This window comes from Aquicoccus sp. (assembly GCF_041686535.1).
Taxonomy (GTDB): Bacteria; Pseudomonadota; Alphaproteobacteria; order Rhodobacterales; family Rhodobacteraceae; genus Aquicoccus.
In genome coordinates, this window is the sequence record NZ_JAWLDS010000083.1 from 1 (window position 1) to 13,975 (window position 13,975).

14 protein-coding genes and 1 tRNA gene are annotated in these 13,975 nt (G+C 64.1%); 8 read left to right on the plus strand and 7 right to left on the minus strand.

Going from position 1 to position 13,975, the window contains the following annotated elements; all coding sequences use genetic code 11:
* The 6 genes from ACESL9_RS14105 to ACESL9_RS14130 all read right to left on the minus strand — a co-directional run.
* Positions 1-132, minus strand: a 132-nt coding sequence (locus ACESL9_RS14105) for an HAD hydrolase-like protein (protein ID WP_372675033.1), incomplete at its 3' end; no start/stop codon positions are given.
* Positions 129-674, minus strand: a complete 546-nt coding sequence (locus tag ACESL9_RS14110) for a thioredoxin family protein (protein ID WP_372675028.1) — start codon at positions 672-674, stop codon at positions 129-131. The genes ACESL9_RS14110 and ACESL9_RS14105, both read right to left, overlap by 4 nt.
* An 11-nt stretch (positions 675-685) precedes the next feature.
* Complete coding sequence (gene rpe / locus ACESL9_RS14115) at positions 686-1,384, minus strand: ribulose-phosphate 3-epimerase (protein WP_372611037.1); 699 nt, start codon at positions 1,382-1,384, stop codon at positions 686-688.
* Positions 1,385-1,431: 47 nt separating this feature from the next.
* Positions 1,432-2,487: a class II fructose-bisphosphate aldolase gene (gene fba, locus ACESL9_RS14120; protein WP_372611039.1), complete on the minus strand. Its 1,056-nt coding sequence runs from the start codon at positions 2,485-2,487 to the stop codon at positions 1,432-1,434.
* Between the two features lie 265 nt (positions 2,488-2,752).
* The gene (locus tag ACESL9_RS14125; protein ID WP_372611041.1) at positions 2,753-3,718 is read right to left on the minus strand and encodes a class 1 fructose-bisphosphatase; all 966 of its coding nucleotides are present in this window, start codon (positions 3,716-3,718) and stop codon (positions 2,753-2,755) included.
* Positions 3,719-3,887: 169 nt separating this feature from the next.
* Positions 3,888-4,856: an NADPH:quinone oxidoreductase family protein gene (locus tag ACESL9_RS14130; RefSeq protein ID WP_372611043.1), complete on the minus strand. Its 969-nt coding sequence runs from the start codon at positions 4,854-4,856 to the stop codon at positions 3,888-3,890.
* Positions 4,857-5,068: 212 nt separating this feature from the next.
* On the opposite strand from ACESL9_RS14130, the gene ACESL9_RS14135 reads away from it, so the two are divergent.
* Positions 5,069-6,700, plus strand: coding sequence for a long-chain fatty acid--CoA ligase (locus tag ACESL9_RS14135; RefSeq protein WP_372611045.1), 1,632 nt, complete (start codon positions 5,069-5,071; stop codon positions 6,698-6,700).
* A gap of 63 nt (positions 6,701-6,763) precedes the next feature.
* Here the strand turns inward: ACESL9_RS14135 and ACESL9_RS14140 are convergent, their stop codons facing one another.
* Positions 6,764-7,411 (minus strand): carbonic anhydrase, encoded by a 648-nt coding sequence (locus ACESL9_RS14140; RefSeq protein ID WP_372611065.1) that lies wholly within the window; start codon positions 7,409-7,411, stop codon positions 6,764-6,766.
* Positions 7,412-7,572: 161 nt separating this feature from the next.
* Between ACESL9_RS14140 and ACESL9_RS14145 the strand changes: the two genes are divergently transcribed.
* From ACESL9_RS14145 to ACESL9_RS14175, 7 genes are all read left to right on the plus strand, one after another.
* Positions 7,573-7,956, plus strand: coding sequence for a hypothetical protein (locus ACESL9_RS14145; RefSeq protein ID WP_372611047.1), 384 nt, complete (start codon positions 7,573-7,575; stop codon positions 7,954-7,956).
* A gap of 73 nt (positions 7,957-8,029) precedes the next feature.
* Positions 8,030-9,415: a leucyl aminopeptidase family protein gene (locus ACESL9_RS14150; protein ID WP_372675029.1), complete on the plus strand. Its 1,386-nt coding sequence runs from the start codon at positions 8,030-8,032 to the stop codon at positions 9,413-9,415.
* Positions 9,415-10,164, plus strand: a complete 750-nt coding sequence (locus tag ACESL9_RS14155) for an NlpC/P60 family protein (protein WP_372675031.1) — start codon at positions 9,415-9,417, stop codon at positions 10,162-10,164. The genes ACESL9_RS14150 and ACESL9_RS14155 overlap by 1 nt, the downstream gene beginning before the upstream one ends.
* Complete coding sequence (gene speB, locus ACESL9_RS14160; protein ID WP_372611053.1) at positions 10,161-11,126, plus strand: agmatinase; 966 nt, start codon at positions 10,161-10,163, stop codon at positions 11,124-11,126. Before ACESL9_RS14155 ends, speB begins: the two co-directional genes overlap by 4 nt.
* 243 nt (positions 11,127-11,369) lie before the next feature.
* Positions 11,370-13,415: an FAD-dependent oxidoreductase gene (locus tag ACESL9_RS14165; protein ID WP_372675032.1), complete on the plus strand. Its 2,046-nt coding sequence runs from the start codon at positions 11,370-11,372 to the stop codon at positions 13,413-13,415.
* Between the two features lie 42 nt (positions 13,416-13,457).
* The gene (locus tag ACESL9_RS14170; RefSeq protein ID WP_372611057.1) at positions 13,458-13,811 is read left to right on the plus strand and encodes an antibiotic biosynthesis monooxygenase family protein; all 354 of its coding nucleotides are present in this window, start codon (positions 13,458-13,460) and stop codon (positions 13,809-13,811) included.
* A gap of 70 nt (positions 13,812-13,881) precedes the next feature.
* A tRNA-Pro gene (locus ACESL9_RS14175) sits at positions 13,882-13,958 on the plus strand.
* Positions 13,959-13,975: the final 17 nt, after the last annotated feature.

The window sequence follows — 13,975 nt, forward strand, 5'->3', positions numbered from 1 at the left end:
GATGAATGACACCACCGTGGGCAGGTCGAGCGGCGCAAGCCGCTCTGTTGCAAGCATCCGGTTGACCGCGGCCCTGATGTCCGGTGCGCTGTCGACCAGAGTGCCGTCAAGGTCGAAGACGATGGAAGTCACGCATCCGTCTTCCACTTGATCGAACAGCCCATCGAGGGGATCTGCTCGTCCGGCCCGTGGCCCGTTTCGGCGACACGTTTCATCGCCTCGTAGAGATCGCGCCGCAGGTCCAGCGGCCCGGCCTCGCTGCGGCTGGCATCGAGCCGCCCGCGATACTGCAATTCCCCGTCCGCGTTGAAGCCGAAGAAATCGGGCGTGCAGGCGGCATCATAGGCGCGCGCCACATCCTGCGATTCATCGTAGAGGTAAGGAAAGGGATAGCCCTCTTGCTTCATCTTCTCGAAACTGTCGGCGGGATAGGCCGCGGCGTCGTTCGACGAGATCGCCACCACCCCGATGCCCAGCTTTTCGAGGTCACGCGCATCGCGGATGATCCTGTCCTTCACGGCCTTCACATAGGGGCAGTGATTGCAGATGAACATGATGAGCGTGCCCTTGGGTCCTGACACGTCGGCAAACGAATGGGTCTTTCCATCGACGCCCGGAAGGGAGAAGTCCGGGGCCTTCCATCCGAAATCGCAAACCGGGGGTGTGGCTGCCATGATGCTGCTCCTTATGCTGCTTGCCGTGCGCTCTCGGCGGCGGCACGAATCGCGTGCATGTTATCACCGTAAGCGTCGGGATTCGCGACCGACCCGCCCTTGAACACCGCCGATCCGGCAACGAGGACATCTGCCCCCGCCGCCGCGACCAGCGGTGCGGTCTCCGGCGTCACGCCGCCGTCGATCTGGATATGGATCGGCCGATCGCCGATCATCTGCCGGATCTTGCGGGTTTTCTCGACGCCCGAGTGGATGAACTTCTGCCCGCCAAAGCCGGGGTTCACGGTCATCACCAGCACCATGTCGCACAGGTTGAGCACATCGGCGATCGCTTCGGCCGGGGTGCCGGGGTTGAGGCTGACGCCTGCCATCTTGCCGGTGGCCTTGATCGCCTGCAAGGTGCGGTGGATATGCGGCCCGGCCTCGACATGCGCGGTGATCATGTCGGCGCCTGCTTCGGCATAGGCCTCGATGTAAGGATCGACCGGCGCGATCATCAGGTGCACGTCCATGAAGGTTTTCACATGCGGGCGGAACGCCTTGACCGCGGGCGGGCCGAAGGTGAGGTTCGGCACGAAATGCCCATCCATCACATCGACATGCACCCAGTCGGCCCCCTGCGCCTCGATCGCCTGGATCTCGCGTCCGAAATCGGCGAAATCGGCGCTCAGGATCGAGGGTGCGATCTTGATGGAACGGTCAAAGCTCATGGCCCTTATCTCCTTGTCTGCGGGGCGGGGACTGCGCCCGCCATCTCTCACGGGTCGAGCGACCCGGTCTCATAGCGTCGGGCCATTTCATCCAGTTCGATCACCTTGATCTTGCTGGCATTGCCCGCCGTGCCGAAGCGTTCGAGCCGGTCGGCGCAGAGCTTTTCCATCTCCTCCATCGCGGGGATCATGAACTTGCGCGGGTCGAACTCCCTGGGCTTTTCCTGCGCCACCTTGCGGAAGGTTCCGGTCAGCGCCATGCGGTTGTCGGTGTCGATATTGACCTTGCGCACACCCGACTTGATGCCGCGCTCGATCTCCTCGATGGGCACGCCATAGGTCTGGGGCATCTCGCCGCCATGCGCGTTGATCAGGTCTTGCAGGTATTGCGGCACGCTGGACGAGCCATGCATCACAAGGTGCACGTTCGGAAGCTTGGCGTGAATCTCCTCGATCCGCTTGATTGCCAGGGTCTCGCCGGTGGGTTTCTGGCTGAACTTGTAGGCCCCGTGGCTGGTGCCACAGGCAATGGCCAGCGCGTCCACCCTGGTCAGCTTTACAAACTCCGCCGCCTCGTCGGGGTCGGTCAGAAGCTGATCGTGCGACAGCTTGCCGGTGGCACCCGATCCATCCTCTTCGGCCGCCTCACCGGTTTCCAGTGAGCCCAGAACGCCCAGTTCGCCCTCGACGCTGGCCCCGACCCAATGTGCCATGCGTGCCACGCGCGCGGTGATATCGACGTTGTAGTCCCAATCCGCCGGCGTTTTCATGTCGGCTTCGAGCGATCCATCCATCATCACGCTGGTGAAGCCATGCCTGATCGCCGAAAGGCACGTCGCCTCGTTGTTGCCGTGGTCCTGATGCATGCAGAGCGGGATATGCGGATACATCTCGGACAGGGCCTGGATCATGTGCTTGAGCATGATGTCACCGGCATAGGCGCGTGCCCCGCGGCTGGCCTGCATGATCACCGGCGCGTTCGTCTTGTCGGCCGCGCGCATGATGGCGAGGCCCTGTTCCATGTTGTTGATGTTGAATGCGGGCACGCCATAGCCCTGTTCGGCGGCGTGATCGAGAAGTTGTCTGAGCGTAATGAGTGCCATTGTCTGTCCCTGTCGTCATGCAGCAATTTCGGTCGGCCTTCCCGGAAACGGGCCCCGGGGCCGAGGATACATGGATGAAGCCATCCGTCACACCCGCATGAATTAACGCCGATGCAAGCGTTTCGCCACCGGCAACCGACAGCGCCTCGCCAATTCTTGCCGAATCTGCCGTTGCGGGGCGTTGGCCCCCGGTTCCGGGCGGATGACTCCGGGCAGGCGCGAACGCCCAAATCGCGGGGTGGCGGCTGCGCCAACCGCCCCGGCCCTAGTGTTCCGGCAGGTCGTGATAGCGCGCCACGCGATCGACCAGTTCGGGCGGACCGAAAACAAGGGGCGTGCGCGCGTGCAGCGCCCCGGCGCTCTGGTCGAGGATCGGCGCGCGACCATCCGTGGCCCTGCCCCCGGCCTGTTCGATCAGAAAGGCAATGGGCGCACATTCATAGACCATGCGCAGGCGCCCGTTCCCGTATCCCGGGCGCGCATCGCCGGGATAGAGGAACACGCCGCCCCGGCTCAGGATGCGGTGGGCCTCGGCCACGAGGCTGGCCACCCAGCGCATGTTGTAGTTCCGGTCGGCGGGCCCGGTCTCGCCGGCCAGGCAATCGTCGATGAAGGCACGCACCGGCCGCGACCAATGGCGATAGTTCGAGGCGTTGATCGCGAATTCGCTCGACTTGTCGCCGATGCGCATCCTGTCCCGGGTCAGGATGAACCGGCCGCTTTCGGGATCGAGCGTGAACATCATCGTGCCATCGCCGAATGTCACGACAAGCGCCGTGGACGGTCCGTAGATCACGTATCCGCCTGCCACCTGATCGCGCGCCTTGCGCAGGAAGCTGGCTTCGGCGTCGTCCTCGGCCTCGAAAATCGAGAAGATCGTGCCGATGGAAACATTGACGTCGATATTGGAGGATCCGTCCAGCGGGTCGATGGCCAGCGCGTAGCGGCCCGCGGGGTTCAGTTCCTCGACGTCCTCCTGTTCCTCGCTGGCATAGAAGCGCACATCGGTTGCGGCGAGTGCGTCCATGAACATCTCGTCGGCCATGACGTCGAGCGCCTTTTGCTGGTCGCCATCGGTGTTCTCTCCGACCCCGGCACCCAGCGCCCCGGCCAGCGGGCCCCTGGCGATGATCCGGGCCACGTCGCGCGACACCGTGCAGAGCGCCGAGACGATCGGCAAGAGCCCGGCCGGAATCCGATCCGATGAAATGATCTCGGCAGCATCCGTCATCTTTCCCTCCGTCACCTGCTTTCCGGGTTGCTCGCGGTCGGTATTTCAGAAAGGGCGCGTCGATGGAACTCCATAATGGAAATGCCGGGCCAGTCCGGACCCGCGCGCCCGACCTTTGGCGGCGAACGCGAAGTCGCGCGCCATGCCCCGGCCCGGGCGACGCACCGGTTTACGGAACGAGCACGATCTTGCCCGTGGCGCCGCGCCCCAGCACCCGTTCAAGGACCTTGGGCGCGTCCTTCAGCGGGTAGCGCCCCTCGATCATGGGCTTCACCTTGCCCTCGGCATACCAGCCGAACAGCTCTTTCATGTTGTCGGCATAGACCTCGGGTTCATGCATGGTGAAGTTGCCCCAGAATACGCCGACAACGCTGTATTCCTTGACCAGGGTGAGGTTGACGGGAAGTTTCGGGATCTCGCCCCCGGCAAAGCCGATGACCAGAAGGCGACCGTTGCGGCCCATGAACCGGCTGGCCGCGTGAAAGGCATCGCCGCCCACCACGTCATAGCAGACATCCGCCCCCTTGCCGCCGGTCAGTTTCTTGACCTCGTCCTTGAGGTTGTCATAGCCGATCACCTCGTCCGCGCCGGCCTCTTGCGCCAGCTTGCGTTTCTCTTCGCTCGAGGCCACGCCGATCACCCGTGCGCCCATGATCTTGCCGATCTGTACCGCCGCGATCCCGGTCGCGCCGGATGCACCGAACACCACGAGTGTTTCGCCGGGCTGCAAATTCGCCCGTTGCTTGAGCGCATGGTGCGAGGTGCCATAGGCCACCATGAGGGCGCAGGCATCGGCCGCATCCATGCCCTGTGGCATCACGAAGCACTGGTTGGCCGGCATCGTCACCTTCTCGGCATAGCATCCGAGCCCGCCCTTGCCGGCGACGCGATCCCCGGGTTTGAATCCGCTCACACCCTCGCCCACGGTTTGGACCGTGCCGGCCGCTTCCATCCCCGGGGTGAATGGGGTTTCGGGTTTCATCTGGTAAAGCCCCTGCACCAGGAGCCCGTCCGGATAATTCACGCCCGCGGCCTCGACCTTGATCAGGATCTCGCCCTTGCCGGGTTCTGGGTCGGGCAACTCGCCGTATTCGAGATCGTCGAGTGGTCCGAATGCCCTGCAGATGATCGCCTTCATGTGCCTTGTCTCCCTGTCGCCCCTGTTACGCCCGATCCAGCCTAGGCAGCCCGGGGTATACGCGACAACCCCCGCGCCCTGCAAATGCCGGAACGTCATCAAATGCCGGAACGTCATTTTCCGCAATTTCCGCGGCTGCCTTGAATTTGCTTTCGAATCCCCCTTGTTGGGCCTAGTTTCGCGAAACGACGTAAACAGGGAGAGAGAACCCCATGCTTGGCATGATGATGCAGCGCCCATTGCTGATCAGTGACATACTGACCTACGCCGCCGAAATGCACCCCGATGGCGAGATCGTTTCCGCCCGCACGGAAGGTGACATCCACCGCCAGACCTATGCCCAGACCGCAGGTCGCGTGGCGCAGCTGGCCAACGCGCTGGGTGCGCGCGGTATCGAGATCGGGGATCGCGTGGCGACGCTTGCCTGGAACGGCTATCGCCATTTCGAGCTTTATTACGCCGTGTCCGGGATGGGTGCGATCTGTCATACCATCAACCCGCGGCTGTCGGCCGAACAGCTGATCTATATCGTGAATCACGCCGAAGACAGGATGTTGTTCGTCGACACGACCTTCGTTCCGATCCTGGAGGCGGTGAAAGAGCATCTGCCCTCGGACATGACCTATGTCATCATGACCGACCGGGCGCATATGCCCGAGAACAGCCTGAATGCGCTGTGCTACGAGGAAATTCTGGCCGAGCAGCCGGATACGATTCAATGGCCCGAGCTTGACGAGAACACCGCCGCGGGCCTGTGTTATACCTCGGGCACGACGGGCCATCCCAAGGGCGCGCTCTATTCCAACCGCTCGACCGTGCTTCACGCGCTTTACGTCGCGATGGCCTTGGGCGTCAGCCTTCCGCAAGAGTCCAAGATCCTGCCCGTGGTTCCGCTCTTTCACGTGAACGCATGGGGGCTGCCCTATTTTGCACCGTTGATGGGCCATTCGCTGATCATGCCGGGCGGGGCGCTTGATGGGCCGTCGCTGTTCAAGCTGATGGACAGCGAAGGGGTCAATTCGGCCTGGGGTGTTCCGACCGTCTGGATGGGCCTGATGGGCGAGATCAAGAACCAGGGCCGCAAGCCCGAGGGCTTTGGCCACGTGGTTGTCGGCGGTTCCGCGGCGCCGCGCTCGATGATCGAGAATTTCGAGAAGATGGATGTGTCGGTGGTTCACGCCTGGGGCATGACCGAGATGTCGCCCATCGGAACGCATGGCACCATGCCGAAATGGGTCGAAGACCTTCCTTTCGAGCAGATGATCGACAAGAAGGCGACGCAGGGGCGCCGCGTTTTCGGTGTCGAACTCAAGATCGTGGACGAAGAGGGCAATCGCCTGCCGCATGATGGCAAATCCGCCGGGGAACTTTACGTGCGGGGCAATGCCATCATCTCGGGGTACTTCAAGAACGAGGAAGCCAGCAAGGAGGCGATGGACGCAGAGGGCTGGTTCGGGACGGGTGACATTGCCACGATCACGCCCGACGGGTTCCTGTGCATTCAGGACCGCGCCAAGGACCTTGTGAAATCCGGCGGCGAGTGGATTTCCTCGATCGACCTGGAAAATGCGGCGATGTCGCATCCCGGCATCGCCAACGCGGCCGTGATCGCAGTGCCGCATCCGAAATGGGACGAGCGGCCGGTTCTTGTCGCCGTTGCGGCGGGTGAGGAGAAGCCGGGGCTCGACGAGCTTCATGCCCACATGTCCGAGCATTTCGCCAAGTGGCAATTGCCGGACGACGTGATCTGGGTTGACGAATTGCCGCTGACGGCCACCGGCAAGGTGTCGAAACTGACGCTGCGCAACAACCTGGGCGATTACCAGCTTCCAGACCTGCGCTGAACGGCAAGCGGTGCCGGGCCCCGAACGTGGCGGGCCCGGCGGACGCGGATGGCTGGACCTGGCTCAGACGGCCCTGAACGCGTCGATCTCGGGCAGGTAATGTTCGACCAGCCCCTCGCCGATGTCGTGCCAAAGCCCGTGCAGCGAAAGGTGATTGGATTCGACCTCGCCTTTCACGAAAGGGAAGGTCATCAGGTTTTCGAGCGACACCAGAACGGCCTGTTTTTCAAGGGCCTGCATGCGTTCCTGCTCCGGCATGTCCTTGATCCGTTCATAGCCCGGGCGCAGTATGTCGAGCCAGCGACCCAGAAAACTGGTCTTTTCCTCGAGCTCCGGCGCGTGGCCTGCGCACATGTCGTGGCAGCCCTTTGCGCCCCCGCAACTGGAATGTCCGATGACGATGACATGCGCGACCTTGAGGGCGGTCACGGCAAATTCGACGGCGGCGGAGGTGCCGTGCTGCTGGCCGTCGGGCTGATAGGGCGGGACGAGGTTGGCGATGTTGCGATGAATGAAGAACTCGCCCTGGTCGGCGCCGAAGATCGACGTGACATGCACCCGCGAGTCACAGCATGAAATGACCATCGCGCGGGGGTGCTGACCTTCGTCCGCGAGGCGGTGATACCATGCCGCGTTGTCCTTGTAGGTCGTTGCCTTCCAACCGTGGTAACGATTGGCGAGGTAAGACGGCAAAGGCTTCGCATTGTGCATAAGGGCGTCCATGCAGAGTTGATCCTGGAAGTCGTTCCTGCGTTCAATAGTCGGTATTCTTGAAGAATTCGAGGGAAATCGCGGGGTGGGATAAACCTTTTGGGAACCGCGAACGCGCATCTTTTCCGCACGCCGTGGGGGCGTGGAAGAATGAGGGTGAGATGTTGGAAATGGTTGCGGTTCTGGCAAGGAATGAGGCGATTCAACTGGATTCCGAGAAATTGGCCGACCTTTATCGCCAGCTTGGCGACAATGCCGCGGAGGATGTGGTCTGTCGTGCGATGGAAGAGCTTGCGCTGCGCCTTGCGCATACCGAAAAGCTCCATCGCGGGCAGGATCGTCAGAAAATGCGCAAGAGCGCGCGCCTGATCATCGCCATAGCCGAGCAGGTGGGCATGGAGCTCCTGGCAAGGGTTGCGGGTGATGTGACGGTCTGTATCGACCAGCGGGACGAGGCTGCGCTGGCCGCGGTCCTGTCGCGGCTCGTCCGGATCGGCGAGCGTTCCCTGACCGAGGTCTGGGATTTGCGGGATCTTTCGATCTGAGCGATTGCAAGGCTTGCAGGCAGACTGGAAGGGGATAGGCTGGCCGCTGAGTCCCTGACCAAGGAGTGCCATCATGCCCATGAGTTTCGCAACCGATCACGGCGACGCCATTCCCCTGCACGTGGTTGAGCGGGATGCACTGGCGGGCTGGTTGAGCGAACAGCCGCCGCGCGCCGCGACATGGGTGCAGGCCACCGGGTTCAAGGCGGAACTGGGGCAGGTCGCGATCGTTCCGGCCGAGGATGGCGGCATCGGCGCCGCAGCCGTTGGTTACGGGGATGCGGCTGCGCGCAGGCGGGGCCGGTTTCACCTTGCCGGGGCCGCGGCGAAACTGCCCGAGGGGAGTTACAGGCTTGTAACCGACCTGGAGGGTGAGGCACTGGAGACCGAGGCACTGGGGTGGCTGTTGGGGGCCTATGTTTTCGACCGCTATGCCAAGGCCAGTGGCACGAAGGCGCGGCTGGTGGCACCCGCAGGGATGGACGCCGGGCGCGTCGAGACCATCGCCGAGGGCGAGGCGCTGACCCGTGACCTGATCAATACGCCCGCCAGTGACATGGGGCCGGTCGCGCTCGAAGCGGCCTGTGTCGATCTGGCGGGCAAGCATGGCGCCAGCATCGACGTGATCCGTGGCGAGGCTCTTGTCGAGCAGAATTTCCCGATGATTCATGCGGTTGGCCGGGCCAGCGATCAGGCGCCGCGCCTCATTGACATGCGCTGGGGCGATGCGGGGCCGAAACTGACGCTTGTCGGCAAGGGCGTGTGTTTCGACACCGGCGGGCTCAACCTCAAGCCCGGCGCGTCGATGGGATTGATGAAAAAGGACATGGGCGGGGCGGCCACGGTGATGGGGCTGGCGCAGATGATCATGGCGCTGGGCCTGCCGGTGCAGTTGCGGGTTTTGATCCCGGCGGTCGAGAACGCGGTGAGCAGCAACAGTTTCCGCCCCGGTGACATCCTGACCAGTCGCAAGGGGCTCACGGTCGAGATCAACAATACCGACGCCGAGGGGCGGCTGGTGCTGGCAGATGCGCTGGCCCTTGCCAGCGAAGAGTCGCCAGACGTGTTGTTGTCGATGGCGACGTTGACCGGCGCGGCCCGGGTGGCGGTGGGGCCGGATCTGGCACCCTATTACAGCGATGACAATGCCATGGCCGCGGCGCTGGATGCGGCGGCGCGCAAGGTGGCCGATCCGGTCTGGCGGATGCCGTTCTGGACTCCCTATGAATCGATGATTGAACCGGGGATTGCGGACCTTGACAATGCGCCGTCGGGCGGGTTCGCCGGGTCGATCACCGCGGCGCTTTTCCTGCGAAGATTTGCCGGTGAAACAACACGTTACACGCATTTCGACATTTTTGGATGGAACCCCACCGCGGCCCCTGGGCGGCCCAAGGGCGGGGTCGGCATGGGCGCGCGCGCGGTGCTGGACGCGCTGCCCGGGGTTCTGGGCCTGTGATGGAGCAGCGGCAGGTCGCGGTTCCGGTGGCCGATCTGCTCGATGCGCCGGAAGGCGAGCGCGCGCGGCAGGTGGTGATGGGCCAGCATGTCGAGATTCTGGGGAATGGCGACGGCTGGTGCCATGTGCGGGCGCTGGCGGACGGGTATGTCGGATACCTGTGCAGCAGCATGCTCGGCAAGGCCGAGGAGGTGACGCATCGGGTCACGGCGCGGAGCACGCATATCTATCCCGAAGCCGACTTCAAGGTGCGCGAAATCGCGGCGCTGAGTCATGGCAGCCGCTTTACCGTGCTGCGCGAGGTGGGGCGTTTTTTCGCGGCACCGCAAGGGTTTGTGCCAAAGGCGCATGTTGCGCCGCTCAATCCGCCCGAACGTGATCCGGTGACGGTGGCGGCCCGGTTCGAGGGGACGCCCTATCTCTGGGGGGGCAATTCGGGTTTCGGTATCGACTGTTCCGGACTGGTGCAGGCGGCGTGTCTGGCTTGCGGGATCGACTGCCCGGGGGATAGCGGGATGCAGGCCGAGGCGCTGGGCCGGGAGATCGGGCCGGGCGAGGCGTTGCGGCGCAACGACCTGTTGTTCTGGAAGGGGCATGTCGCCTGGGTGGTGGACGAAGCGACCCTTTTGCATGCCAACGTGTTTCACATGGCGGTGGCCTTCGAGGGGTTGGGCGAGGCGATCACCCGTATCGAGGCGCAGGGCGATGGGCCCGTTACCGTACGGAAAAGATTGGAGATTTTCGAATGAGCGATGCGTTTTTCCATCCCGTAAGCGGTTTCGATCTGCCGCGTTTCGCAGGCATTCCGACCTTCATGCGGCTGCCGCATGTGCCACACGGACATGCGCATTTCGAGGAGGTCGAAATCGGCCTTGTCGGCGTGCCGTGGGACAGTGGCACGACAAACCGGCCGGGGCCACGCCATGGGCCGCGACAGTTGCGCGATGCATCAACGATGATCCGGGCACAGCATCCGCTGTCCGGTCTGCGCCCCTTCGAGGCGGTCAATTGTGCCGATCTGGGTGATGTGGGGCCCAACCCGGCGGATATTTCCGAATCGATGGAGAGGATAACAACCTTTTATGACCGGATCCTTGACGCCGGGATCGTGCCCCTGACCGCGGGGGGCGACCATCTGACGAGCCTGCCGATCCTGCGCGCGGTGGCTAGGGAGAAACCGGTGGGGCTGGTGCAGTTCGACAGCCATACCGACCTTTATCGCGGCTATTTCGGGGGCACGATGTATACCCACGGCACCCCGTTCCGCCGCGCGGTCGAAGAGGGGCTGCTCGATCCCAAGCGCATGGTCCAGGTCGGCATCCGGGGCACGATGTATGACAGCGAGGACATGGATTTCGCCCGTGCCAACGGTATCCGCATCATCACGGTAGACGAATTTTTCGCCCGTGATATCAATGATGTAATGCGCGAGGTGCGCGAGGTTGCGGGGACCGGCCCGACCTATGTGACCTATGATATCGACTTTGTCGATCCGACCTTCGCGCCGGGGACCGGAACGCCCGAAGTGGGCGGGCCGAATTCCTACCAGGCGCTGCAGGTGGTGCGTGGCCTGGAGGGGCTTGATATCGTGGGGGCGGACATGGTCGAGGTCTCGCCGCCCTTTGACGCATCGGGCGGAACGGCGTTCCTTGGCGTGTCGATCATGTTCGAGCTGCTGTGCCAGATCGTGCAATCGCGGCAGAAAGGTTAACGCCGCAACAGGGCCGGAATCCGGGGGGTGACTTTCGGCTGCTGCCCGGCTGCCAGGCGTATGACATGCGCAAGGGCGTGGTTGCGGGTTGGAGGACGTTAACGGGGCGTTCGATACCGGGTTTGCGCGGCCTTGCGGCGCGGTGCATGGTCGGGGCCGAGGATGAGTATTTGTGCCAAGAAAGAGGGCAGGGGGCCTGATCCTTGCCTGAGACGCGGCGCGATCGAATGAGGGAGGAAGCACATGTCCAATGATCCCCTGCTGCAACCCTATCGGCTGGGTCATCTCACGCTGAAGAACCGGATCATGACCACGGCGCATGAACCGGCCTATGCCGAGGACGGAATGCCCAAGGCGCGCTACCGGGCCTATCACGAGGCGCGGGCGAGGGCGGGGCTTGCGCTGGCGATGACGGCCGGCTCGGCCAGCGTGAGCCGCGACAGCCCGCCCGCGTTCAACAATATCCTCGCGTGGAAGGACGAGGTCGTGCCGTGGCTGCGCGAGTTGACCGACGCGCTGCACGCGCATGGCTGTGCGGTGATGATCCAGCTCACTCACCTCGGTCGCAGGACCGGCTGGAACAAGGGCGACTGGCTGCCCTCGCTCGCACCGGGGCCGCACAAGGAACCGGCGCATCGCGCCTTTCCCAAGGTGATGGAGGATTGGGACATCGCCCGGGTGATCGGCGATTTCGCCGATGCTGCCGAGCGGATGAAGGCGGGCGGCATGGACGGGATCGAGCTTGAAGCCTATGGCCATCTGCTCGAACAGTTCTGGTCGCCGCTGACCAACCGGCTCGAGGGGGAATACGGGCTGGGTGGTATCGAAAGCCGCATCCGCTTCTCGATGGAGGTGGTCGAGGCGATCCGAAAGCGGGTGGGCCCCGATTTCCTGATCGGGCTGCGCTATACCGCGGACGAGGATGCGCCGGGAGGCACCACGCCCGAGGAGGGGCTGGAGATCGCACGGGCGTTCCGCGACAGCGGGATGGTCGATTTCCTCAACGTGATCCGGGGCCGGGTGCATACCGACCCGGCCCTGACCAGGGTGATCCCGGTGCAGGGCATGAAAAGCGCGCCGCATCTCGATTTCGCCGGGCGGGTGCGGGCCGAGATCGGGATGCCCACCTTCCACGCCGCGCGCATCCCCGACGTGGCCACCGCGCGGCACGCGGTTCAGGCGGGCCTTCTCGACATGGTGGGGATGACGCGGGCGCACATGGCTGACCCGCTGATCGTGCAGAAGATCAGGGAGGGCCGCGAGGATGACATCCGACCCTGTGTCGGCGCGACCTATTGCCTTGACCGGATCTACGAGGGCGGCGAGGCGCTCTGCATCCACAACGCCGCCACGGGGCGCGAATTGTCGATGCCGCAGGTGATCGCACCCGCGCAGACGCGCCGCCGTGTCGTCGTCGTGGGGGCCGGGCCGGGGGGATTGGAAGCCGCGCGGGTGGCGGCGGGGCGCGGTCACGAGGTGACTGTCATCGAGGCCCAGCCGGACCCCGGCGGACAGGTGCGCCTCTTGGCCCGACACCCACGGCGGCGCGAGATGATCGGGATCATCGACTGGCGCATGGCGCAATGCGCGGCGCGCGATGTGGCGTTCCGGTTCAACACATGGGCCGAGGCCGAAGACGTCACGGCGCTTGACCCCGACGTGGTGGTGGTGGCGACGGGGGGGCTGCCGAATACCGTCCTGCTCGAACAGCGAGAGGAACAGGATCTGGCCGTGACCGCCTGGGACGTGATTTCCGGTGACGTGAAACCGGCCGGGCGGGTTCTGGTCTTCGACGAGAGCGGGGATGCACCGGGACTGATGGCGGCCGAGATCGCGGCTGAGGCGGGGGCCGAGGTCGAGGTGATGACCCCTGACCGGATCTTCGCGCCCGAGATCATGGGCATGAACCTGTCGCCCTATCTGGCGGCGCTGCAGCCGAGGGGCGCTGTTCTGACCGTGGCGCGGCGGCTTTTGGGGATCGCGCGGGATGGCAACCGCCTGCGCGCGCGGATCGGCACGGACTACAGCGATTTCACCGAGGAGCGGTACTTTGACCAGGTGGTGGTGAATTACGGCACCCTGCCGATGGACGCGCTCTACCATGATCTCAAACCGATGAGCCGCAACCTCGGCGCGGTGGATTACGAGGCGCTGGTCGCCGGAACGCCGCAGGTGGTCGAGCGTAACCCGCAGGGACGGTTCCGCCTCTACCGGATCGGCGACGCGGTCAGCGCGCGCAACATACACGCGGCGGTTTACGATGCGTTGCGGTTGGTGAAAGACATCTGAATGGCGGCACATGGGGTGCGGCCCTGAAAGGGAGGTGCAACGATGCTTGCGGTGATATTCGAACTCTGGCCCGCCGAGGGGCGCAAGGAGGATTACCTCGATCTGGCCGCGGCGCTGCGCGACGAGCTCAAGCGCCAGGAGGGGTTCATCTCGATCGAACGGTTCGAGAGCCTGAGCGAGCCGGGCAAGCTCCTGTCGGTGTCGTTCTGGCGCGACGAGGAAAGCCTTGCGGCGTGGCGCAATCGCCCGCACCACCGTGACGCGCAAAGCGCGGGTCGGGCCGGGGTTCTGGCCGACTATCGTTTGCGGGTGGCGCATGTGCTGCGCGACTACGGCATGAACGAACGCGAAGAGGCCCCGTCTGACAGTCGCACGGCCCATGACGGGCCCGCGTAGAAAAGGCCGGACGGGTGCCTTCATCCCCTTGCCAAAGCGGGCGGCATTCTGTAATCGGCATCGACACGGACGGAGTGTAGCTCAGCCTGGTAGAGCACTGTCTTCGGGAGGCAGGGGCCGGAGGTTCGAATCCTCTCACTCCGACCAATATTTTCAATGACTTA